Annotated in this window: 16 protein-coding genes; 5 read left to right on the forward strand and 11 right to left on the reverse strand. The window is 43.6% G+C overall.

Features of this window, described 5'->3' with window-relative positions:
* Window positions 1–103: 103 nt before the first annotated feature.
* Window positions 104–2,086, forward strand: a complete 1,983-nt coding sequence (locus ACHUFM_RS04510) for a TonB-dependent receptor plug domain-containing protein (protein ID WP_394179984.1) — start codon at window positions 104–106, stop codon at window positions 2,084–2,086.
* A 362-nt stretch (window positions 2,087–2,448) separates the two neighbouring features.
* Here ACHUFM_RS04510 and entS (ACHUFM_RS04515) read toward each other — a convergent pair whose 3' ends face one another.
* The 5 genes from entS (ACHUFM_RS04515) to fepB (ACHUFM_RS04535) all read right to left on the reverse strand — a co-directional run bounded on the left by entS (ACHUFM_RS04515) (window position 2,449) and on the right by fepB (ACHUFM_RS04535) (window position 13,731).
* Entirely contained in the window at window positions 2,449–3,708 is a 1,260-nt protein-coding gene (gene entS, locus ACHUFM_RS04515) for an enterobactin transporter EntS (RefSeq protein WP_394179986.1), read from the reverse strand.
* A gap of 28 nt (window positions 3,709–3,736) precedes the next feature.
* Window positions 3,737–11,095: an amino acid adenylation domain-containing protein gene (locus tag ACHUFM_RS04520; protein WP_394179988.1), complete on the reverse strand. Its 7,359-nt coding sequence runs from the start codon at window positions 11,093–11,095 to the stop codon at window positions 3,737–3,739.
* A gap of 13 nt (window positions 11,096–11,108) precedes the next feature.
* Window positions 11,109–11,330, reverse strand: coding sequence for an MbtH family protein (locus tag ACHUFM_RS04525; RefSeq protein ID WP_394179990.1), 222 nt, complete (start codon window positions 11,328–11,330; stop codon window positions 11,109–11,111).
* Between the two features lie 21 nt (window positions 11,331–11,351).
* A complete protein-coding gene (fes, locus tag ACHUFM_RS04530) occupies window positions 11,352–12,584 on the reverse strand; it encodes an enterochelin esterase (RefSeq protein ID WP_394179992.1) in 1,233 nt (410 codons plus the stop codon).
* A 118-nt stretch (window positions 12,585–12,702) separates the two neighbouring features.
* Window positions 12,703–13,731 carry a Fe2+-enterobactin ABC transporter substrate-binding protein gene (fepB, locus tag ACHUFM_RS04535; protein WP_394179994.1) on the reverse strand — a complete coding sequence of 343 codons (1,029 nt, stop codon included), beginning with the start codon at window positions 13,729–13,731 and terminating at the stop codon, window positions 12,703–12,705.
* A gap of 158 nt (window positions 13,732–13,889) precedes the next feature.
* On the opposite strand from fepB (ACHUFM_RS04535), the gene fes (ACHUFM_RS04540) reads away from it, so the two are divergent.
* A complete protein-coding gene (fes, locus tag ACHUFM_RS04540; RefSeq protein ID WP_394179996.1) occupies window positions 13,890–15,182 on the forward strand; it encodes an enterochelin esterase in 1,293 nt (430 codons plus the stop codon).
* Window positions 15,183–15,191: 9 nt separating this feature from the next.
* Window positions 15,192–16,487 (forward strand): enterobactin transporter EntS, encoded by a 1,296-nt coding sequence (gene entS, locus ACHUFM_RS04545; protein WP_394179998.1) that lies wholly within the window; start codon window positions 15,192–15,194, stop codon window positions 16,485–16,487.
* Window positions 16,488–16,554: 67 nt separating this feature from the next.
* Here the strand turns inward: entS (ACHUFM_RS04545) and ACHUFM_RS04550 are convergent, their stop codons facing one another.
* From ACHUFM_RS04550 to ACHUFM_RS04575, 6 genes are all read right to left on the reverse strand, one after another.
* A complete protein-coding gene (locus ACHUFM_RS04550) occupies window positions 16,555–17,355 on the reverse strand; it encodes an ABC transporter ATP-binding protein (RefSeq protein WP_394180000.1) in 801 nt (266 codons plus the stop codon).
* Window positions 17,352–18,341, reverse strand: a complete 990-nt coding sequence (locus ACHUFM_RS04555) for a FecCD family ABC transporter permease (RefSeq protein ID WP_394180002.1) — start codon at window positions 18,339–18,341, stop codon at window positions 17,352–17,354. The genes ACHUFM_RS04550 and ACHUFM_RS04555 overlap by 4 nt, the downstream gene beginning before the upstream one ends.
* Window positions 18,338–19,333, reverse strand: coding sequence for a Fe(3+)-siderophore ABC transporter permease (gene fepD / locus ACHUFM_RS04560; protein WP_394180004.1), 996 nt, complete (start codon window positions 19,331–19,333; stop codon window positions 18,338–18,340). Before fepD ends, ACHUFM_RS04555 begins: the two co-directional genes overlap by 4 nt.
* Window positions 19,323–20,351 carry a Fe2+-enterobactin ABC transporter substrate-binding protein gene (gene fepB / locus ACHUFM_RS04565; protein ID WP_394180006.1) on the reverse strand — a complete coding sequence of 343 codons (1,029 nt, stop codon included), beginning with the start codon at window positions 20,349–20,351 and terminating at the stop codon, window positions 19,323–19,325. The genes fepD and fepB (ACHUFM_RS04565) overlap by 11 nt, the downstream gene beginning before the upstream one ends.
* 93 nt (window positions 20,352–20,444) lie before the next feature.
* Window positions 20,445–21,890: a glycosyl hydrolase family 79 N-terminal domain-containing protein gene (locus ACHUFM_RS04570; RefSeq protein WP_394180008.1), complete on the reverse strand. Its 1,446-nt coding sequence runs from the start codon at window positions 21,888–21,890 to the stop codon at window positions 20,445–20,447.
* 105 nt (window positions 21,891–21,995) lie between these two features.
* Window positions 21,996–22,493, reverse strand: a complete 498-nt coding sequence (locus tag ACHUFM_RS04575) for a hypothetical protein (RefSeq protein WP_394180010.1) — start codon at window positions 22,491–22,493, stop codon at window positions 21,996–21,998.
* 183 nt (window positions 22,494–22,676) lie between these two features.
* Between ACHUFM_RS04575 and ACHUFM_RS04580 the strand changes: the two genes are divergently transcribed.
* Together ACHUFM_RS04580 and ACHUFM_RS04585 are read left to right on the forward strand one after the other, a co-directional pair.
* Complete coding sequence (locus ACHUFM_RS04580; protein ID WP_394180012.1) at window positions 22,677–23,828, forward strand: pepsin-like aspartic protease; 1,152 nt, start codon at window positions 22,677–22,679, stop codon at window positions 23,826–23,828.
* 35 nt (window positions 23,829–23,863) lie between these two features.
* Window positions 23,864–24,628 (forward strand): avidin/streptavidin family protein, encoded by a 765-nt coding sequence (locus ACHUFM_RS04585; protein ID WP_394180014.1) that lies wholly within the window; start codon window positions 23,864–23,866, stop codon window positions 24,626–24,628.
* Window positions 24,629–24,630 lie beyond the last annotated feature (2 nt).

The following is a 24,630-nucleotide window of genomic DNA, read 5'->3' on the forward strand; positions in this document are numbered from 1 at the left end:
CCAATTGTAGGAATGTAAATTCTATTGATAATGAAAACGATTCGCAATAAGATTTGTGCGTTTTTAATGGATCAATAGAAATTGATTGGAGTGAAATAAATTTATGTTTGCTAAGAAAAAGTTAATTGTCAGTATGTTAGCCACTGCCCCGATGATGACATTTGCAGCAAGTGATCACGCAGGTAATATGTTAGTTGAAGAGGAATCTAATCAACTTGATACATTAGTAGTCACTGCCACTATGGCGGCTAAAAAGATCGAAGACATACCTGCTTTTGCGACCGTTGTAACGAAAGACGATATTGCTCAATCAACTGTTAGCAGTGTATCGGATTTACTTCGTGAAACGGTTGGTGTGAATAATCTTAGTGATTCAACCGGTCGAGATGAAATTCAAATTCGTGGTTTAGATGGTGAATATACCGTTTTATTAGTGAACGGAAAGCGAGTTTCTGCAGGCGGTGCTTTTGACAAAGGTAGTGATACTGATTTGAACAGTGTTCCACTAAATTCCATTGAGCGAATTGAAATTATTCGTGGTCCAATGTCTGTTCTTTATGGTGCAGATGCTATCGGTGGTGTGGTTAATATTATCACTAAAAAACCACAAGAAGGGGCTGGTTGGACAGGAACGGCTAATGCCGAAGTTCGTAAGATAGAGTCAGGTGAGGGTGGTGATCAGTATCGTTTAGGTGTTTCCGGTATGGGGGCTATCAATAACAAGCTTGCATTATCTGTCAGTGTTGAGGATTTAAGCCAAAAAGCTTGGTATGCGGATGATGAATCTGTTGGTCCACTTCGTGAAAAGAAAAATGCTCAGAATTTGTCTTCTACTTTGACTTGGCAAGCTGCTGAAAACCAAGAAGTAGAAGTTGATTTTGGTTATAACCATGATGAGCGTCCATATCAAGCTTATAGTGACACTGCATACCGAGAACAGGAAATAACAAGAACGGATTTAGCTATTACTCACAAAGGTCAATGGGACTGGGCAAACACCACGGCTTCTATTAAACGCGAAGAAAGTGATGTTTATGATTACAACTCGCAATATGATGATCCACAAGCTCATGATGGTCTTGAGGCGAACAATACTTACGTGAAAGGTTATGCGAATAAGTCGATTGGTATCCATACTATGATGGCTGGTGTGGACTATCAAAATGAGCAATTAAAAAACAACTATGTACTTTTAGACACGGGTGAATACAACGTAGATCAGTATGGTATTTTTGCTCAGGATGAAATGTCATTAACAGATAAGCTTGTATTTACCTTGGGTGGGCGTGTAGATAATCACGATATTTATGGTAATAATTTTTCTCCTAAAGCTTACCTTGTCTACAATGCAAGCAATAATTTAACTTTGAAAGGTGGTGTAACTAAAGCCTTTAAAGCTCCTGATGTTAGTAAGCTTAGTGAAGAATATCGAACTGTAAGCTGTGGTGGCGCTTGTACATTAGCCGGTAATCCCGATTTGGAAGCGGAAACCAGTGTTAGTTATGAGTTTGGTGTTGACTATCATGCTAAAGGCCTAAATGCGACAGCGACAGTCTTTCGTAATGATATTGATAACTTGATAGAGCGTGAAGTTGGTTATGATACAAATGAAAATCCAATTTCTGCTAAGTGGATTAATGTTGCGACAGCGATGACTCAAGGTCTTGAATTAAGTGCATCGACTTCATTAACGGAAGATCTTCTATTAAAGGCAAATTATACTTATTTAGATACAGAAGCAGAAGATTCAAATGGTGTGAAAACTGTTCTAACTGGTCGTCCAGAGCATCAAGCTAGTGTGTCTTTTGATTACCAAGCTACTGATATTATCTCTACCTTCTTAAGTGTTAATTACTTATCAGGCATGCAGTATTCTTCTTGGGTTTCAGGTGTAGGTGATGTTTATTCTGAATTGCCATCATACTACCGTACTGATATTGGTCTGACAGCTGACGTGACTGACAATCTGGTTTTACGGGCAGGTATCAAGAATATTGGTGATGTGCGTCTAGATGAAGAAGATACGGGGTATACAACGTACGAATTGGGTCGTAACTATTATGTGAGTGCAGCCTATAATTTCTAATTAGAACTAGGCAAAAGCACGCATGTCCCTTTACATGCGTGCTTTTTATTACTGTATCCCTATCATTATTCTCCTGCTAATCTCTCTAGAATCTATATCGATACTCCCTTTTTAAATCGGCTTACTGAAAGATCAGTTTTACTTGATCACTTCAGTTTATGCTCTCTTTTTATGATTTAGCGACAATGGGAAAGAAATGCTTTCACATTTTTCCTATGTCGTTTTATCAGGCATAGTTTCGATCCTTACCTTTAGACTAATAATTTGATTTGACATGCTTTTTAGGTAAGAAAAAGCCGCCATATAGGAGGCTATTATCAATTGAGTGACTCGTTCTAAAATTTATTAGGAAGTGTAATGGCTTATTCTTCTGCGACTAATTTAGGGTCATTTAGGGGACTATTTCTTAATGTTCTTAAACAAGCTAATAGGGTTAGTCCTATGCTCATGGCAATGGCACCAAAAACAAAGATACTTGCCAAAGAAGAAAGTAGTTTGCCTAGAAGGCCTATTGAAAGTGTTCCTAGCGAATCTCCTGAAGCATCTTGCGCTGTCCATATGCCGTTAATACGCCCCAAATAATGGTCAGGGGTATGGCCTTGTACGAAGCTGTATTGAAGCAATGACGCGATAGAAACAAGGTAACCAAATCCTACTAGAAGAATAAGAGCCATTGGGAAAATAGTTGTTGATCCAATCCCCATTAAACAGAGAAATGCCGCAAGGCTAGTTAACATCATCACCAAGCCAGGCTTTTCAACATGATTTGCCCAACCGCTAATGATCGCTCCCAATGTCGCTCCTAAAGGGACAGCGGAGTACATCAGTCCCACTACCCAAGCTCCTCCACCATATGCTGTATCAGCAAGAGCAGGAAATAAGACACGGATGGCTGTCGTTAAGGTGACTAAGGTACCCATAATGACAACACTTGCTACAATTTTATTAGTGAAAATATACGTAAATCCATCCCATAGTGAGGATAGAGGGTTATGGACTTTTGCTTCTTTCGGTCGCATGGTTGGCAAAGAGAGCAAAGCAAGCAAGGTGATGCCAGTTCCAACGGCTGCAATTAAGTAATTCCAAGCGACATCGGAGGCGGCAATAATAATACCTCCGATGGCAGGTGAGATGACAGTTGCTAAGCGCACACTTACCATACTGATTGCTCGGGCTTGCATGAGATTTTCCCGGCCAACTAGAAAGGGCATACAAGCCATTAAGGCTGTTACACCAAGGGCGCCAAAAAAACCATCCCAGATGGATAGTAAATAGATAGCCCATAAAGAGGGATCAGGTAGCCAAGCGTTAATCGCCATGGCCAGAAAACCTAGCCCGCAGGTGGATCGAGCAAAGAGAATAATGCGCTTTCGCTCGTACATATCCGCTAGAACACCTCCTAGCAGAAGGCCAATAAATAGGCCTATCCCTTCTAATGCCATGACAATACCAACTTGTAAGCTATCGTTGGTTAAAGCATAGACCTGAACCGGTATCGATACAGATAGCATTCCTAGACCAAGTATTGATATGGTGCGCGCAATAAAGATATTGCGAAAATTTTTGTGTGTTGCTAATAAGCTGAAATCCACAAATATGGATTTTTTCTTGGTATTGCTCACGTTTTACTCTCTTTTTATCTGTAAAGGGTTAGACCATTTCTGACGGAATATTTGATTCTTTTCTAGAATTCGACTCTTGTGATGCCTCATCAATAAGCCGATCTAATAAAGGCCCTAATGTTTTTAAGTTATCCGTTGATAGAATGTCTTCATGACTGCAATGATCCAGAGAATGGAAATGAGCTTTACTAGCATATGGCAGCCATTGCTTAGTTGGACTGATGTAGTCTGGTAAAGACTGTTGGGCAATAAAAACATGAATTTTTGCGTTGTAAGTGGGAGTTGAGGCTTTTTTCAGTAGGCGAACAGCATCTTTATAGTTAGCAAAGATTTGTTCTAGCATTTTATCCTGTTCTTGTTTTACTAACAGAGCGACGTCATCTGAATCATTGTCTTTGTCTGAAATCGCATTGGTTAGCAGTTGTGTCTGCTCACGTTCTGCTCCCATTGCAGCTTCTTCTCCCTGAGGGTCATTCCAATCATGTACCTCAGCAGGGTAGGTGTCTAACAGGCCAAGAAAGTTAACAGTTTCCCTCATTTCTCTTAATTTCGCAGCAACGCCATAGGCGACGGTTCCGCCAAGCGAGTATCCTAATAGATAGTAAGGGCCTTGTGGCTGTTCCCGAAGAATGACCTCAAGCTGTTTACTGACTAGTTCTTCAAGTGTATCGCTGCTGGCGATCAGTCCACTTGGTCTAGGTGATTGAAGGCCAATAATAGGGTGTTGTCCTTTTAAGTAACGAGATAGCACGCTGTATTGCCACGCAAAGCCTGATCCTGGATAGAAACAAAACAAAGGGGTACCTTGTCCTTCACGTAAGTAAATCAAATCATCAAAACCGCTATTTGTTTTTTTATCTGTCAATTGGTCATTACTCAGCATCGCTGCCAATTTCTCTCGGCCATGTTGTTCAGTATCTTTATTAAGTAACTGAGCAAGTTTGGCAATGGTTGAGGTCACCATTATTTGGCCAACGGTAATGGGTTGTTTTATCTCTTTACGAATATCGGCCGCTAGTCTCATAGCAAGTAACGAGTGACCACCTAAAGCAAAGAAATCATCCTCGGCCTTAATCTCTTCGATTCCTAGAATGTTACTAAAGAGACTAGCCAGTTGGCTCTCTAGTCCAATTGCGGGCGATCTGGATGTGTTATTGCTCTGATCGTGTTTTACCAGATTTGGCTTTGGTAGTGCGTTTCGGTCTAACTTTCCGTTCGCGCTAAGGGGTAAACTATCTAATACCACATAAGCTATTGGCAGCATGTGGTTGGGGAGCTCTTTACTCAGTTCAAGTCGGATCTTGGATTCCTCATATTCACCAAGTTTGGATGTGTCTAATGTAAGATATGCGACTAGTTGACGGTTATCTTGTCCTGTTTGATCGACTTGCGTATTTAGTGTTTGAGCCACGACAACAGCCTGTTCAACACTGTTTTGTTTTAGCAGAGCGGTTTCTATTTCTCCTAATTCAATACGTTGACCACGAATTTTTATTTGATTATCTGCTCTGCCTAAGTATTCAACATCGCCATTTTCCAACCAACGCACAATATCGCCTGTGCGATACATTCTGTCGCCCGGCATTCCATAAGGGTCGGCAATAAAGCGAACGCAGTTTAGTTCGGGGCGATCTAGGTATCCTATGGCTAATTGAGTTCCACAAAGATATAGCTCTCCGGTGACACCAATTGGTACTGGACGCAGATACTGATCTAGAACACGCAGTTCTGTATTCCAAACCGGTTTTCCTATTGCAATGCCTTGACCTTTGGATAATAGATCATCAAAAGCGGGTTTATAAGTGACGTCGACTGCGGCTTCTGTCGGACCATAAAGGTTATGAAGTTGTGCATTTGAACAGTTTTTAAAGGCCTGTGCCTGCGCCTTTAATAAGGCTTCGCCACTGCAAAAGATTTGTTTTAACGAAGTGCAAGTTGAATGATGAATCACTTTAATTTGCAAGGTCGCAGTGAAAATCGCCAGCATAGATGGAACAAAATGCAGGGCCGTTACGTTAAATTGATCTATGGTCTGCATCAGTAATTCTGGGTCACGATGAGCATCGGGTTCAGCCATGACTAATGAAGCGCCGACCATAGGAGCCCAAAAAAACTCCCAAACTGAAACATCGAAACTGCTTGGTGTTTTTTGCAGTACAACATCCTCGGGAGTAAGTTGATACTCGTGTTGCATCCATAAAATACGGTTGACGATTGCCTTGTGAGAAACTAATACACCTTTCGGGCGCCCCGTCGTACCTGAGGTGTATATTAAATACGCAGGATGGTCTCCCGTGATGTCAGGGTGATGAATTGTTTTGACTGCATTCTCAATAAAGGTATGGTCATAAAAATGATCAAACGGTAGCTGTTTTACATCTGCATGTATTTCACTAAAGCGATTTTGTTGAGCGCTTTGAGTGATGAGCAGAACAGGTTTTGCATCCTCTAACATGTAGCCAAGACGGTCATCAGGATAACTAAGATCAAGTGGGAGGTAAGCAGCGCCAACTTCAATAATGGCCCAAATAGCCAGACTTAAGTAGCTGCTTCTTGGAATGGCAACAGCAACAATATCACCTGAGTTGACGCCCTGAATGCGAAGAAAATGCGCGAGAGCTTGAACTTGTTGGCGTGCTTCATGGTAGTTTAATCGATGCTGCGAGTCAGAAAGACACAAAGCATTAGGGGTTAGCTGCGCTTGTTTGGTCAGAGCTGACTGCAGTGTTAAATTTTCTACCGATTGCTTAGTACTGTTAATGCTAGCGATAAAATCGGTTTCTTGACGGCTCGTACTTTGGTACTGACAAAGAGGGCGTTCGGGTGAGCTTAGGCTGGTTTTAATTGTTTGTTCTATTCTTTGAGACAGTGCCTCTACTTCTCTTATCGTCATCGCCCCACGATTTTCGATCAAAAAGGTGATTTCGTCACCAGGAATGATCAATAATGCAAGTGGGTAGTGGCTGTAACCCCGATTTTGTATATCTCTTATGGTTAAAATGTTGCCATTCTTCCCTTTCAATTCTACATCTAGATAGTCATTATCAGGGTAATTTTCCACAACCAGTAAGGTATCGAATAGAGGCTGGTTGCCGACCGATTTATGGATGTCCGTTAAGCCAATAGCATCATGTTCAAGCAAAGAAATATGGCGCTCTTGTAATGCGGGTAATTGATCCCAGAGAGATTTTGTTGGTTCTAGTTTAATGCGAATGGGTAGAGTGTTTAGGAATAAACCAACCTGATCTTCAATGCCAATAATATGGCTGCTTCGGCCTGAAACTGGTGAGCCAAAAACAATGTCCTCCTTGCCTGACAGTAGGTTTAACATCTGAGCCCATAGTGCTTGCATAAAGACGTTCAGTGTTATTCCTTGTTCTTTTAGCAGAGAAGTGAGTTGGAGACTTAAATTTTGTTCTAACTTGAAACAATGCTCACTTACTTGTTCATGATGTTGTTCAAATAGTTGGCAGGGTTGTGCTTGATGCATGACTTCTTGCCATTTATTAATACTGGCTTGTTGGTCACGACTGTAAAGCTGCTTAATGACGTTTGTGTAGCTGCTCGCAAGAGGCTTGAGTGGACGTTGCTGATACGCACTGAGTAAGTCTCGAATCAGAAGTGGGGTCGACCAACCATCAATAACAAGATGATGAACGATCAAGATGAGAGCGGATTGTTGTAACCCAGATATTTTGTCTTGGCCTATGTTGACATAGGCGGCGTGAATCATACCAGTGAAAGATCCGACTTGATGAGGTGTTTCTAGTAGTTTTTGTTCGAGCTTTGCCAGTGCTGCGTCTTTTTGAGCATCAGCGTACATGCTGATGTTATGGCTGCTTAATGGCCACTGCCATGCTTTTTCCTTGGTATTGGGGATCACTAGAACAGGTTCTTCTAAACTCTCGCTGTCAAAGGCTCCTGCTAACTGAGGGTAGTGCTTTAATAATGTATTCAGCGCATCTTGTAACCGAGAGAGGTTCAGTTCTCCAGTGAAGTTAAGTCGAGTATAAGCATTGTAATTGCCTGATGCGGAATCTATTATGGTTTCAAAAAGCATGCCTTTTTGAAGTGGTAACAACGGCGCGACATCGGCAATCGGATGATATCGAGTAGACAGAATGTCCCATTGATTTTGCTTAAGTTCCCACTGATTGATGTTTTCCGATAATGTGCCCTGAGAAATAGAGCGAATTTCTTTTGCTAACGCCTGTGGTGAGCGCAGTTTAAATACCTGACTAGGGCGTAAGGCATAACCTTTTTTTCGTAATTCAGTGCATAACATAATGGCACTGATGCTATCACCGCCTAAAGCAAAGAAATCATCAGTGGCGCTGATCGAATCTAATTTTAGGACGGTTGAGAAGCAAAGGCATAAGCGTTCTTCATCTTCATTTATAGGTTGAATAAAGGAAGAAGATGAACTTTCGAGCGCGATTTCGGGTAAAGATTTTTTATCTATTTTACCACTGACATTACGGGGTAGAGAGGACATGACGCAAATAGCAGACGGCACCATATAGTCTGGTAAATGTTGTTTTAATAGTGTCATTAAAGTATGACCATATGGCTTGTGCTTTTCTTCGGGTAAGTTTGGTACGGCGCAATAGCCTAGCAGGCGATGGCTGCCATTTATCTCTTCAGTAATTACTACGGCGCTCTCAACATTTTCAAGTTGTGATAGCGCATTTTCGACTTCTCCTATTTCGACACGATAGCCTCGAACTTTTACCTGATCATCACCTCTGCCGACAAATTCGACAACACCCTCTGCGTTCCATCGTACGATATCGCCAGTACGGTACATTCTCTCCCCCACTTTGGGGCTGAAAGGGTCTGCAATAAAACGACTAGCACTTAGCTCGGCACGAGCTAAGTAACCCTGCGCTAAGCCAGATCCTGAAATATAAAGTTCTCCTAATACGCCAATGGGGACGGGGTGTAGTTGAGTATCCAGAATATAAATCTGTGTGTTCGCGATAGGTTGACCGATCACAGGTAATTCATATTTTGCTAGGTTTGCGCGAAGCGTGTCTACTGTGTATTCAGTTGGACCATAAAGGTTATGAGATATTAGTTTAGGGAAACTTCTTAATTGTTGCCATAGTGCTGAAGGGCAGGCTTCTCCACCAATGAGGATAAGGCTCGGTTGATGATTAGAGTGACTGCGTTCATCCATTAATCCATTGTTCAGCAGTTGTGCAAGCAGAGAAGGGGGAAGGTCCATAGCATCGATTTTAATATTATGAACTTCCTCGACAATGGCGAAAGCATCGCGTCGAGTTTCTTCATCAAATACATACAGCTCTTCTCCTTGAATAAGCCAAAAAAATTGTAACCAAGAAGAATCAAATGAAAAGGAATGTGTGTGTGCTGCTCTAAGCGCGCGGTTTGGGTAGCGGTCTTGAATGACTTTTTTAGCTGGTCGGTAAATAGAATCTTGATGAGAAAGTAATAAGTTTAACATCGCACTATGGGTATTCATCACACCTTTAGGTCGACCAGTGCTTCCGGAAGTAAAAATAACATAAGCAATATCGCTGCCACTTGGTGTTGATCTTTCTGACTCAGTTAATTTCGTGTTTGAGAATGTTGCTAAGGAAGCAGTGATGGCATCATCATCAAGATTTAAGGTAGGTATATCGAGTCCCACTGAAACACTTGAGTGACTTAATAGCAGAGTGGGAGAGGTGTCCTCACACATCATTTCCATGCGTTCTTTAGGATAATCCATGTCTAATGGTAAGAATGTTGCGCCAGTGTTAAGGATCGACATCATAGCGATGATGGATTGAGCACTTCGAGGCATAGCACAGGCAATTACCGCATTATCCGTTACATCGTTCACCGCGAGCTCGTTCAGTAAATAACGACTCAACTGATTGACTTGATTACCGAGCTCATAAAAAGTGTAACGTGTTTCCTGTTCTTCATTTGGAATACGACATACTAGGGCTGTTGCTTCTGGCTTTTGCTCTACTTGCTGCCAGAATACATCCAATATGTTGTTTAAATCATGCGGTTCAAATGTTCGTCCTGTTCCCCATTTCATAACAGTTTTGTATTCTTCCACTGGAAGAATGGAAAGTTGATTTAATGGGGTGGCTTCATTAAGCAACCAGTTTTTGAGCATGGTCGTAATTCTGTTGCCATGTGCTTTTAACGCTTCGTTATTATGTTTTTGAGAATTGGCTCTTAACTCGAAGTAGGTTCTGTCCTTTTCTACAATAATGCTAACTTCTAAATCATCAACTGGACCCGTTGCTAAATGGTGTGTTATGCCAGCAATATCTGAAAAATTCAGATCATAATCAAATTGTTTGAAGTTTATAAGGGTGCTGTAAAGTGTAGAAGAGTTAACTGTTTTTAAGTCTCGTTGAATTTGCTCTGCACTATAATGTTGATGTCTACGAATGGTTTTTAAGGCACCTTTAAAATGTTTTGCGACATGTGCCCAAGTCATATTGCCGTCAAGGTCTACTTTCATTGGTAAGACATTGACCATAGGGGCAACTGAGGTTACTGAGATAGATCCTAGGCGTCTCATGAATGGTACACCGATCACTTGATTTGCTTGTCCGCTCATACGGAAAAGGTAAGCACAAATAAGGCTCATCAATAATTCAGCACGGTTACTTTTAATCGATTTTGAGACGGTTTCTAGTGCTATTAAATGATGATCTGAAATAGTGACGGAATGTTTAATTAAGTCAGATGTACTTTGGCTAATTGTTGTAGCTGAATTTGAAAGACTGATGGCTGGGGGGAGATCGGCACAATAGTCACGCCAAAAAACTTGATCGGACAAATAACGCTCTGATGTTTTATAAGAGAGTTCCTCTTCAATTACCTGGGCGACTGAGGTGAAGGGTGACGTTGTAACAGGGCGCTGATTATTTAGGCTGGTGTATATGTCGGCGACACGTTTTGTAAGGGCGGTGAAACTGAATCCATCCAACATGATATGATGATAGCGTTGATACCAGAGCCAAATGACATGACCATTCTCTTCAATTAAGAAAAGTATTTGTTTTTGCAACGCTGTTAGTCGCTGATTTGTTAGAGGTAGGTCTTTATTTGTATCTTCTTGCATAATGGCAAATGCATTTTTTCTACCATTCTCCAATTTCCGATAGTCAACCGTTTCAACTTGAAAATCATCCATGGAGTTGTCTATGAAATGTTGTTTTCCATTTTCATACTGAGCAATGACTGTATCGGCTTCTCCTAATGCTAGTCTTATTGCTTGCTGTAACTGTTGGCCCTGAATATTGCCTTTTAGTTCGACACAATGAGAGATGGTGTAAAGATTTTTATCATCTGATACCTGATCGGCTAGCCATATGCCTTCTTGGGTACGGGTAAGGGGAAGTGTCTTTAGTTCCATAAAAAACTCCTTATTAGCACTCGGTTACAGTCTTAGTGAAAGGGTTAATCTCTTTCCAATGGTGTTCCACATAAGATAAACACTCGCTTCTGGAAGCAGGGCCAAGAACTTGTCGCCAGCCTTGTGGGCAGGTAGCAAATTCAGGCCATAAACTGTATTGACCTTGATCGTTTTTAAGTACTAAAAAGCTATGTGATTCATTATCAAATGGATTTAAATATTGAGAGTTATCCATGCCATATGGTCCTTATATTGTCTAAGATAGAGTAAATTCAGTATTAAATGCTTTGATCAGGCTTCGAATAAGACTTTGTTGCCAGCACAACCAATCATGCCCCCCTCTAAATTCATTGAATTGAATTTGATGTCCGTTGGCTTGTAGTGTTCTGGCCATGATTTGACTCACTTCCAGCATGTCTTTTTCATAGCAGCCTGCTTCCATTACAAGATTTAATGGTGTTGAAGTAGTAGGAGCATGTTTTATGTTTTGAATGAATTTACTTTCACCTGGAGCTGACTCCACATCAGGCCACCAAAAAGAGCCGGATAAACTGATGGCGGTCGCAAAATATTCAGGCCAGTTTAAGGCACTATAAATGGCACTAAGGCCACCTAAGCTTTGCCCAGCCACAATGTTTTGATAAGGAGGCGTCAGAGCATATTGTTCTCGAATTCTAGGGATTAACTCTTGTTGTATGGCATTCCAAAAATCAGGATTGCAGGCGAGCTCAGTATTGCGATGTGAGGCATCGATGGAGTCAATAAAAACGTATAGGGCTTCAGGCAAATGCCCTGCTAACGTTAGTTCATCTAATTGATGGTAAATAGGAAGATTGTTTGCCCAATGCTGTCCATCCAATAACAAGACAATCGGTTGTATTTTGGTGGTGTTTTTTCCTGTCTGATACAGCCAAATAGAACGTTTATTATTCAGTTTTTCACTAAGCCATGTTGTGGTTTGTAATTGCCCTTGTTGGTGTGTATTTTGATCTTTGAATATAAAAAGGTTGCTTCCATCAAGGCACACTCGGGACAGTTTGATGCCGCTGCCATTATTGTGTGGGGCAACGGGGTTGAGTGGGTCATGTTGCGCATTGCTTTGCATCAGTTGGATCCACCAGCGACGCATGGCAGCTCGATCGTTTTGAACGGGTGGCTGTTGTTTATTTGTTGCAGGCATCAGAAAGTAACTACCAAGCCAATCATTAGGTAATTCCGTCTCCCAGAACCAAACGTCAGTGTTATCAATGCAGGTTAATTGGGTGAGTTTCTGTGTTGGATGAGGTGTTTTGGAATACAGGTCAATATAAACTGTTTCTATATCTGCACTTGCTTTTTTTTCATCTTGCCATATAAAGCTAACGAGAGTGTTATCCGCACCAAGATCCATTGTTAGAGGAGTGCCTATGGTTTTAATCTGCTCCCACCAAGCACTGGAGCCGACATTCTGCCGACATAATTCAGGATGAATTGGAGCTACTTTTGTCATGTTATTTCCCAAATAAATTTTTCGTTACTATTTTGGTTGTTTTAAGACTTAGTTGTTTGTACTCATCTTAAATGCGTTGAACCATGTATTTGGCTTAGATTAATTCATTGGTTACTGCTTAGTTTGTGGGAGATGGTTTCTTGAATAGGTTTTCAAGCCTTTTGATCATGTTGCTAGAGCTAAAGTAATCGAGTCGAAATGTGTCATTCCCAACACTATAGATGGAGTTGTTTACTACTGCTGGTATGGCGGATAGATATGAATTTGCTTTTACTGCTTCTTCTTGCGGCGATTCTGTTGCAAATAAGAGCAGAGTATTTCCTGTTAATGCATCTGGGAAACGTTCTCCGCTGGCGATGACAATGTCATTGCGCTTCCCCATACTTAAGTCGCCGCGAACTGAATCTGGGATATGGGATAGCGTAAAACCAAGTTGGGTGAGTAGTTGTCCTTGCGCTGATTCAGCTGTCCAGATATTACCGCCAGTGCCGTCTTGATAATAGACCAAGGCTGTCGTTGGTTGCGGAGGGAGTATGGTGGTATTTTTGAATTCAGTTATTTGCTGATTGAATGAGTCAATTAGATTGGCGGCATTGTTTTCTAAACCAAGAAATTCTCCTAAGACCTGAGCAAGTTGCATCCAGCTTTTGTTGCTGTAATTAATCACAACTGTGGGAGCAATATCTTTTAATTGGTCGTATAGCTTAAGAGCAGAGTCACCGCCAGTTTGAGATATGATAATTAGGTCTGGGCTGGCTTTAACAACCGCTTCTGCATTGTGTTCTGTCTGATACAAAACTTTGAGTTTCTTTTCCGTTGCGAGTTCGCTCCATTGGGTGAAAAAACCACGGTCATCTGAAATGTTGGTGTTCGGGATCGTGGCGCCAGAACCGATAATTGGAGCGTCTATGGCCAGCAAGGTGCCTGTTATTGTGATGCTGGTTGAGACAATGCGTTTTGGGGGGTGGGTTAGTGTCACCTCGCCATAACTGGTCATAATGGTTCTTGGCCAACCGGAGTTGTCTTTTAGTACCTGATCTATTTTAAGGTCAGAGGAAGTATGCTCGGAAGTGTCTTGGCAGGCGGTTATGAGTAAACATAATATGCTTGATAAAACGAATTGAGAGATTAATTTTGCCTTTACCATTACGTCGTACTTCCATTTAATTTCAAATTATATAGAAACAATAACACATATGATAATCATTATCATATGTGTTATTGTTAAATTTACATCTGATTTACATTGTTAATTTGGATGGTGTTTTAGTTGTATTGGACTGAGTGTGAGCTAAGGAAACGGGTTTGATTAGTGTAATGGATTTGAATGTTAGGCTGGTTTTTTTGAGGGGGGGTGAAGGTGTTGGTACTGATCATTGGTGGGAGCGCCTTAAAACAGAAGGAAGTCCTTTTTTAAAAACTCAGGACAGAGTTCAGTTTCTATGGCGAGACCCTCAAGGCGATGAGCATTCATCTGATACTGTCTGTGTAATATTGGACGTCAACTCGATAACGGATCACCATACTTGGACTCCTAAGTGCTTACAGCGAGTAGCCGGCACAGATGTTTGGTTTGCAGAGTTAGACATCAATCCGCAATGGCGAGGCAGTTATTCCTTTATCCCACTAAAAGCACATCAGTTACCTGAGGTTGTTAAGCAACAAGGTGATGATTCCGTGCAAGCGCAGAGAGATTGGTGGGTTTCTGTTGCAGCTCAGCAAATTTTCGATCCTTTAAATTCTCTTCCTGTACTGCGTTCTGGCTGGGGAGTATCGTCAGCTTTGCATATGCCTAATGCCCCGAAAGAAGTTGGGTGGGAGGCATGGGATAAAGGGGATTTGCCTAGAGTTTCACGCGATGCCATCAAGACATTTCACTGGGTGTCGGAAAGCCTGATCAATCATCGAGATTGTCAGTTGTTTTCAACAGCAAAGGGTAAGGCGCCTTTAGTTATTTTGCTCGATGGGCAGAAGTGGGGGGCAGGAAGTGGTTGTTTGTCTGTGTTGGATTTTTTGACTGATCAAAAACAATTACCACCTGCTCATTACCTTTTAGTGCCATCTATTGATTCGAAAACCCGTTGGCAAGAATTGAGTTGTTATCGTCCTTTTTGGGACGCAATACACAGTGAATTATTGCCAGACGTGGCACAGTATCTTAATCATACGGCTTGCTCTACATCAGAGTATCTTGTTGCCGGACAAAGTTTGGGTGGTCTGTCCTCTTTGTATGCTGGTTTAACTTTTCCAAAGCGATATCGCAAAGTCATTAGCTTATCTGGCTCATATTGGTGGCCTGAAGTAAATCGTATGCATGCTTCTCATCTTGAAGAGGCGTTGTCTAATAGCCCTCCCAAAGGGGGCTTAGCGGAAAGGTTAGAAAGCAAAACATTGGATGCCGCACACCTATCCGTTTATCAAACTGTTGGATCCGGCGAAGCTGACATGTGTTTTTATAATGACCAAATGCTGAATGCTTTAAACAATAGTGGAGCGGATGTGTGTTATCACGTTTTTTGTGGTGGGCATGATTGGTTATCATGGCGGTCAGGTTTGGTGGAGGGGTTAAGGTATTTGTTGTCAAATGAAGTCGATTAGCTGGGAAAAATGATGTTTAAGTCTTCAGTATTGTTGGACTTTAGCTTGCTTAAAACCAACGCCAATTTTCGCGCTATTTTCATTGCTCGTTTGATGTCTGTATTGGGCATTGGCATGTTAAATGTTGCGGTGCCAGTGCAAATATACGAATTAACTGGGTCCAGTTTACAAGTTGGTTTTGCTGTGGCGTTAGATGGCATAGGTATGTTTATTGGTCTGATGTTGGGTGGGGTGTTAGCCGATAGAATGGATCGTAAGTGGTTAATATTGTTTTCCCGTTCCATTTGTGGGGTGGGCTTTGTTCTGCTTGCGGCGAATGCCTATTTGTCTGAACCAAGTCTTTGGGCGGTGTATGCGATTTCCCTTTGGGATGGCTTTTTCAGTGCGATCGGTATGACGGCATTAATGGCGTCGATACCGCATTTGGTCGGACGAGAAAATCTGCCCACCGCAGGCGCCCTGAGTATGTTAATTGTGCGTATCGGTTCGGTGATTTCACCTGCGCTGGCCGGTATTGTGATTGTGTCGTTTGGGGTGACATGGAACTACACCTTAGCGGCCATTGGGACCTTATGTACCTTGATTACTCTGGTTACTTTGCCAAACATGAAGCCGCAACAAGGCAGCCCTCAAGAGCATCCGATGAGGTCCTTAGTGGATGGTTTTCGGTTTGTATTTACGCACAAAATCATTCGCGCTGTGGTGGCATTAGGCACATTGGAAGCGGTCACGAAATCCATTCGCATCTTATTTCCTGCTTTGGCGGCCACGGCATTTGGTGGTGGTGCGTTTGAAGTGGGTCTTATGTATGCGGCGGTGCCCGTCGGATCGACATTAGGTGCGCTGACCAGTGGTTGGGTTCGTCATACAGCACGACCGGGAGTGGTGATGCTGGTCACGGCATTCTTATCATTTCTCTGTGTTGCTGCCTTGGGCTTTATGGGTCATCTGATGTGGATGTTGTTGGCGTTAGCGGTATTCGGTTACCTCGGTTCGATCGGAGGCTTATTGCAATATACAATTGTCCAAGGCCATACCCCAGATCATATGCTAGGTCGCATTGGCAGTTTCTGGACGGCACAAGATGTGGTGGGTGATTCCGCTGGTGCACTCGGCATTGGTGTTATGGTAAAAGTACTCTCGCCCGTCATGGGGTTGGTGGCGCTTGGCTTTGGGTGCGCGGCGGCAACCCTATTGCTAGGGGCTGGTGTGCGCTCGTTGCGGGACACCAAGTTGATTGATGCAAACTTATTTCCTGCAGAAGAGGATCCAAGTGCGGACTCGGCAAAGGGCGTGACAGCCTAATCCGTATTGGATCAAGGTAGACGTAGAAATGGCGAGGTCTTGTGACCGCGTCATTTCTATTCAAGTGTTAACACTGGCGGCTTTTCGGTATGACCAAGGGGGTACCAGAAATAGGGTCTTCTATAATCAGACAAGGTAAACCAAATACCGATTCAATTAAGTCCTCAGTGACGATCTCGTTTGGCTTGCCCGTGGCGACAATATGGCCATCCTTCATGGCTATGAGATTATCGGCATAGCGACAGGCGTGGTTCAGATCATGTAATACAGCTACCATGGTATGGCCATTCTTTTGGTTTAAATCTTGAAATAAATCCAGTAATTCAATTTGGTGAGCAATGTCTAAGTAGGTGGTCGGCTCGTCTAACAAAAGTACAGGCGTCTGCTGCGCTAAAGCCATGGCCACCCATACCCGTTGTCTCTGTCCGCCAGAAAGCTGATCTACATGATGTTGAGCAAAGTCGGTAATGTGTGTCGCCGCCATGGCCGCGTCGACGGCGTTTTGGTCTTCTTCACGCCAAGGTTGGAACCATTTTTGATGAGGGAAGCGGCCCCGTGAAACCAAATCCATTACCTTAATACCGTCTGGGGCAATGGCGCTTTGCGGCAACAGTCCTAGCTGTTTGGCGACGTCTTTTGTGGTCTGTTCGTGGATGTTGCGACCATTCAGCAGTACCTTGCCAGATTCTGGAACTAATAAGCGACTCATGGCGCGCAATAAGGTCGATTTACCACAGCCATTTGGGCCGACAATCACGCTGAATTTGCCTTCCGGAATCTGTACGGATAAATCTTTTGCAATAATGGTTTGATCGTAGCTAAGAGTGACGGACTCAGCCGCTAATAAAGTGGATGAATTCGGGCTCATAGTCTTCCTTCTCGTACAATTAAATAAACCAAATAGAGGCCGCCTAAACTGATGGTGACGAGACCAACAGGAAGGGTGATGCCTTGCCAAGCATGTTGCGCTAAGAAGTCTGCAGCCAGTAATAGCATGGCACCAACCAATGCGGATGCGGTAAGTGAAATGGATGCGTTATTCTCCAAACGACGAGCGATTTGAGGTGCGGCCAGAGAGATAAAAGCAATGGGGCCGGTAATGGCGGTCGCCACAGCGGTCAGTGATACACCGACAAACATGAGTGCTAAGCGACTCTTGTTCACGGAAACCCCAAGAGCGGCGGCGGTGTCGTCTCCCATTTCCAGTAATTTCATACGGCTGTTCATCGCCAGAGCAACAGACATCAGCAATATCAATAATATGGCGGCGGGTAAAATCCTAGACCAGGTCATACCGTTCAGCGAGCCCGCACTCCAAAGTGCGGCGGTCATGGCGGTTTCAAGGGACACGGATAAGGATAACCACTGATTAAAAGCGGTTAGAGTCGCGCTGATAGCAATACCAACAATAATCAGACGAAAGCCGGAATGACCGTCTCGATAAGCAAACAAATAGACTAAAAGGGCGGCGCAGAGTCCCCCCAAAATGGCTCCTAAAACGCTCATCCAATAGACATTACCAAACCAAGCAATAGAGAGTAGAACGCCAGTAAAGGCACCGACATTAAAGCCCGTAATGTCAGGGCTACCTAATGGATTGCGAACCAAGGATTGGAAGACCGCGCCACTGACGCCCAAGCCTGCCCCAATAATTAAAGCCCCTAAGGCCCGAGACGCTCGCCATTGCCAGACGACAATGGATTGGTATGGGCTGGCTTCTCCGGTGAGCAATTGCCAGATGCCTGTCATACCTTGAGCGACTTGTTGGCCTGCAAACAGGGTCGCCACTAGAACCACCAGTGTCAAAATAAATGCGACAGGGACGAGAGAAGGCTTGTACTGACGTGACATCATAATGAAGATGCTCCCTTTCGTCTGACAAGATAGATGATAATCGGCGCGCCAATAAAGGCGGTGACAATGGAAACCCTGAGTTCACCGACAATCAAGACTCGTCCAACAATGTCGGCGAAGAGCAGTAAGCAAGGAGTCAAAATGATACAGAATGGCATGACCCAGCGTTGATCGGGGCCCACCATCCAGCGGGCAATGTGAGGAATCATTAGACTGACAAAGCCAATGGGTCCGGCCGCCGCCGTTGCCGCCCCGCATAATAAGGTAATGGCAATGAGAGCGAGAATTTGTGCGCGGGCTGGCTGACTACCAAGCGCGGTGGCGAGTGAATCCCCTAATCCAAATGCATTCAGGGCTGGGGTAATGGCCAAAGCAATAAGGCAGCCAATGATCACCACAGGCGCAATGAAGAAGGGGATGGCAAGATTGCGAATGTCTAAACTGCCAACCGACCAAAAGCGAATTTGATCAAAGGCGCTAGGATTAAACAGTGTGAGTGCAGAACTTAAACCGCCAAATACGGCACCAATGGCCACACCAGCAAGGGTGAGTTTTAATGGGTCAACGCGACCACCACCTAAGCGGCCGACATAGTAAACCAGTAAACTGGCTAGCAAAGCGCCAATGGCGGCATAGATAAAAAACTCACTGAGTTGTGTCGCACCGAGAAAGACAATGCTGATGGCGATGGCCAAACTGGCGCCTAGATTGACGCCCAAAATACCAGGATCGGCTAACGGATTGCGGGTAATGGCTTGGATCAAGGCACCAGAAGTGCCTAACGCCATCCCCACAAACAAACCATTGAGCGTTCTAGGCAGTCGTCCTTCAAAAATGATGGTTTTTGCTAGGCCAGTGTCATCACCAGAGGCGATGTTCCAAAGTTGCTGAAGCGGTATAGCTTTGGCACCAAAACACAGACTAGCAAGCATAATAATGCACAGACAAATCAAGGCGAAGATTAGCCAAATGAGTCTTTGTTTAGTTTGCATGCTTGGACTGTCCAAAAAGCGTTTGTAGGCGGTGTAATAGGTTGGTGGCGCTGTAGTAATCTAGCCGAAACGTGTCATTGCCCACGGCATAAACCTGATGGTTTTTGACCGCTTGAGTGGCTTGTAGATAAGGGGTGTGAATGAAACCCTTTACTCTTTCTTTGGCGGCCGCAAAAAGCAACACACTTTGGCCCGTAATGGCATCTGGAAAGCGCTCTCCTGTGGCAATGATGATGTCATTGCGTTGTCCCATACTGTTGTCGCCTTTAACGGAGTCTGGGACTTCAGCGAGTTGAAAGCCTAACTCCGTCAGCAGTTGACCTTGGGCCGATTCATGTGTCCAGATATTGCCGCCGGTATTGTCTTGGTAATACACCATTGCAGTCGTCGGTTGTGGTGGTAGTTGAATCATGTCTTTGGTTTTTTGAACGTCTTGTTCAAACTGGCTAATAACAGTTTGGGCTTGTTTTTCTAGTCCAAGGAATTGGCCAAAAATACTTGCCAATTGCATCCAGCTTTTATCGTCGTAGCCAATAATCAGGGTGGGGGCGATGTCTTTTAATTGCGCATACAATTTTCGCGCGGAATCACCGCCAGTCGCAGAGATAATAATAAGATCTGGTCTGGCTTCAACAATGGCTTCGGCGTTGGCTTCGGTCTGGTACAGAGGGATAAGTTTTCGCTGTTTGGCAACGCTTTCCCATTGGCGCATAAAGCCGTATTCACCGGCGACGTCAGTATTTGCCATGGTGCCACCGGTGGCGATAACTGGCGCATTAATGGCGAGAAGGGTGCCGGTCAGCGTGACGCTGGTGGAAACGATTCGCTTAGGAGGTTGTGTTAATGTCAGTCGGCCTTGTTCGGTCTGAATGCTTCGTGGCCAGCCAGTTTCAGCTTGAGAGACTTGCCAAAGAGCGAGGTCTGATTCAGCGTCATGTTCTTGTTCACAGCCTATTAAGACAACCAAGCAGACAACAGACAACAGCATATAACGAACCACCCCAGTCATGCCGACCATGATACACCTCTTCCATTAAGATAAAGGCGGCATTATAGCGAGGTAGATTGAAATTTTACAGTATTGATAATTGTTTTTATTTGCATTTGTGATTTATACCGTAAAACACCAAAAATTAATGCTGTGTGGACTGATCAGGTTGAGCTTGGATAGTTTGGGAAAATCACTGAGCTTCACCTTACCGTTGCGGAATTTGGGTCGTATGCCATTGATGCGAACTTTTTTGGCGGTTAAGGAATCGGCTGTAATTTCAAAGCGTTTCTTTTTCAAGCCAAAGTGGTGGCAGTGAATCATTCGAAATTGTGATGTCATATTGATGATGAGGAGTGTGCATTTGCCCGCTTTTTTGGCGTTATGGCAATACACTAAAATAGACGAATCACTGCTTTGTACTTGATAGACTTCATTGCCCATAAGTTTTTCCCATAACCAGCTGACCCAGAAATCTGGATTGGGTTTGAGCGTTTGTCGGTTAATCAGAGCGTAATCGCCCCCAATCAGACTCTGTCTAATCATCACTTGTTGACCAAGCTTTGCGCCTCGCCCTAGTTGGTCGGCCCACCAAAAAGAGGAAATGAAGCGATCAGACAGTTTGGCTTGACCACCACATTGTGCTGAGCCGCTTTCACCTGTCCACACTTGCGCTTGGGTCTGGTATTGGCGGCGATAGTCATCCAGTTTTATAGCGTATTTTTCAAAGCTATCCAGTGCGTTTAATGACAGTAAGTTACGAGGTGTGGCGGCACGGGTTTTGACTGGTGAACGGCTGCTCTGGAACGGGTAATAGTGCCAGTCGACTATATCTAATGGCTCCGTTAAATTCTCTAAAAATGGCACAGTAATGTTGCTAAAGGGTTTAACCGCTTCACCTATCCTTGGCCAAAAGGCGCTGCCTGGCCCGGCAACTAAACTGGTTGGACTGTGTTGTCTGACGCAGCGAGTGAATTGGTCATAATCTTTAGCCAATTTTTTGGCACTGGGCTGAGCCGTTATGCCATGAAAGGCCCAGTAAGCATTGAGTTCATTGCCCAGTTCACAAACGGCGATGTTTTGATTGTTTTGTTGGCTGTAGGTGAGTAAGTCGACGACTTCGTTTGCTTGCCATTGACCTTGTAGACGGCGTTCAAATAAGCCGTATTTAAAGGTGAACATAAGCCATAGATCATTGCGTTGGCAAAAATTATGTAGCTGGTGCCAGATGACTTGAGTTAATGGCAGTGCGTCTTGGTTGGGAGCCTTGTGGCTAGTGAAATAGTGGAGTTTATCCGCTTCTGATCCGCCCACGCGGACATAGGAAGGCCCAAGAGATTGGACCAGTTTGTCGAGTTTCTCTTGTTGTAAATCCAGAGGCGGTGTCTTTTCTGTGCCTAAGCCTTGTTGAGTGCCTTTGCTGCCTTCCCACCAAAATCCCCCCGCGAGAACGGAGATATCAATTGAAAAGGATAAATACCTAGGGCTGATGGAATGCATGGGGGTTGGTGAGGTGAGGCTGATCGACACCTGTTTGTTGAGTCGCTTGTTATTCGTATGGCGGCTCATTGAGCGCTTTAAATTGATGGCAAGCAAGGCTTTGTTCCGATCTTTGGTTACCTATAGATTGCCGGATAAATATGACAGTTTCGTGATCCGGCCAAACTTGTGAATCTAAAGGAAAGAGCAGGTTTGGGTTTGTTTTAACGCTTCGTTATGACAGACGGCCGAATAAGCCTCGGGATTTTGAATAAACGTATAGTGCTGATTGGAATTACGGCAACGCATTTGGAAGCGAGCGAGCTTTTGTTCATAGTCATCGCGAATCAGTTCATAGGAATAAAGACTGACACTTTCTTCTTCATTGATTAAGGCTTGTTTGGTTTCTCGGATCAGTTGGTTTAATTGTTGATGTTGGTCTCGTACCTTATGGCAGTATGAAGTGTTTTTACTAGTCTGTTGGCATTCTTCTAGGCTGGTTTCGAGTCTGGCCTGCTGTGTTTCATAGTGTTGAATTTGCTGTTTAATACCTTGGCTCACTTGCTGAGCTTGTTGATGGTTTTGCTGACGTTGGTTAACTTGCATGGCCACTTCGTTTAATTGTTGTTCTGCGATTAAGCAGCGTTTGCCAAATTCAATCAGAGGATTACCAAAGGTGTGCGTTGACCACATAATTGTAAGGGCGGCACCCATTATTTTTCGTTTTATTGACCACATAGTTCCATTCTTTCTGTTTTTTTAAAACGTGCTAGAAGATTTGTTGATCTAGAGCATGGCTTCCAAATTCACTTTGGTTGAATCCACAAACTGAGTATACACTCAGATCCATCAAATGGATAAAAGGATGAATTTGATATGTCTAAGGATTACAAAATGGGATTTTCTGTACCACTTTATCGTGGACCTTTCCAAAACAATGGAGCGTCTCCTTGGTTCGCTCGAGTTGGCCTTGGCACGCCTGCGCAATCTCTGAAGATCTGTTTTGATACAGGCAGTGACTTTAATTGGGTGACTTCCAGTTTGTGTGCCAGCGACACCTGTCATCATTATGGTGGTGAGCAATTTAACTTTCAGGCATCAAGTACGTTTCGTTGGTTAAGTCAGGAACCACAGTCGGTTAGCTTTGGACCTTGGGGCACCATGGAAGTAGAAGCCGGGCAAGATATCGTTAGGTTGCAGCCTTTGTTACCTGCCTCAGAGATTGATCTCATCAGCGATCTCTATTTGGCTCAATCGTACAGCAGTCGGCATTTTGCTGAGCTTGATTGGGATGGTGGCATCGGCTTGCCCAGCGTGGTGCCTTATTCCGCAGAAGTGGGGGACTCGACAGATCAAGCCGCATCCTTTCACTTTTTTGAAAGTCTTATTCAACAAGGCAAAGTGAATCCAGATTCACCTTTTGTCGGTTTTTTGTCAGACATTCCAGAACGACAAGGACGATTAGAGTTTGGTTTGCTTAATCAAGCTTATCGTGACAGTCTCGAATATTTGTTTTTGCCTTGGCAAGAATATCAAGCTAATTATCTTTGGACTACGCCATTGCGGTCTCTCTCAATGGGGGGGAAGCACTTATTAGAGGCCAAAGACGGTTTCTTTTTTGCTCTCGACTCTGGTTCTTCTCAGTTTAAAGGCGATGAAAATTTGATGAATTCATTGCTGTCGTTGGCAATGGATAAAGAGATTTTGTCGATTCAAATTGGGGAAACGGATAAGGGTGAGCCGGGAGAAATAACCGTAGATTCGACGCTATACGATGTGCTCATCGAAGAAGGGCAAGATAAGGGGCAAGTGATTAGTCAATTTGATCCTATGGAAGGCGCTGATGACATTGCTTTAGTTGGTTCCATCATCATGGATCACCTCTATACCCTTTATCAATATAAAGCTGAGCTGGTGGATAAAGTTTGGCAATTAAAGCCCCTTGGCGTGTGGATTTTTAACAAACCGGATGGGCCAAAAATTATTACCAGCCGACAAAGTAAACGGGCAAGTCTGTTTGATGCATAAGCTTTACAGAAGTGCTTTATCTTAAGGAGTAAAGAATGGCGTTCATTTTACATGGTGTTTGGCAAAACGAGTACGGTTCTAGAATGACCTTAGATGTCAGTGAAACGGGACAAATTGTCGGTGAATATCAGTCCACCACAGGCGCGTCGGGTACCTATTTTCTCGTTGGACATTGCCGTCCACAAGATCCTGACCCTCAACAAGGTCAGCCGTTGGTCTTATCCATTTTCTGGCGACCATTTGATGTTGAAGCTGAGGACGATGGTATTCATTGGGTGTCGACTTATTGCGGGCAATTAAACGCGAATGGGGAGATGACGGTGATCAATACTTTGCTAACAACCACGCCTTATCAAGCCTTTGAACCAGGGGATTACATTGATAACTTGGTCTTTAAAAAGTCAGACAGTGTCACTGTTTTAGCAGATTCGACGGCGTGGCGAGAAACCTCTCAACAGAATGACAACCCCATTAATGGTGTTTGGTCGTCCGATGATAAGACCATCCAGTTAGCGCTGGCGGTGCAGAATCAAAAGTATGGTGTGTTGGCTGGGGAATTGTCTTATCAAGGTGAAAAAATTCAGCTCATTGGTTTTACTGACACCTATGCCAATAACAATATATTACAGAGTCTAACGCTAAGTGGATATATGCTGACGTCATTACAACCTATTTCGTTAGTTGGTAGGATGAATTCGACTAGAGATGGTTTATTTTTGTCTCGATGGCTGGCCAATGGGACAAATAAAAATAATGCTTATTTTCAAGCGAATTCAATGAACTGGCAATTTGTGAAGTAATC

The sequence above is a fragment of the Marinomonas posidonica genome, from assembly GCF_043643765.1.
Lineage (GTDB): Bacteria > Pseudomonadota > Gammaproteobacteria > Pseudomonadales > Marinomonadaceae > Marinomonas > Marinomonas posidonica_A.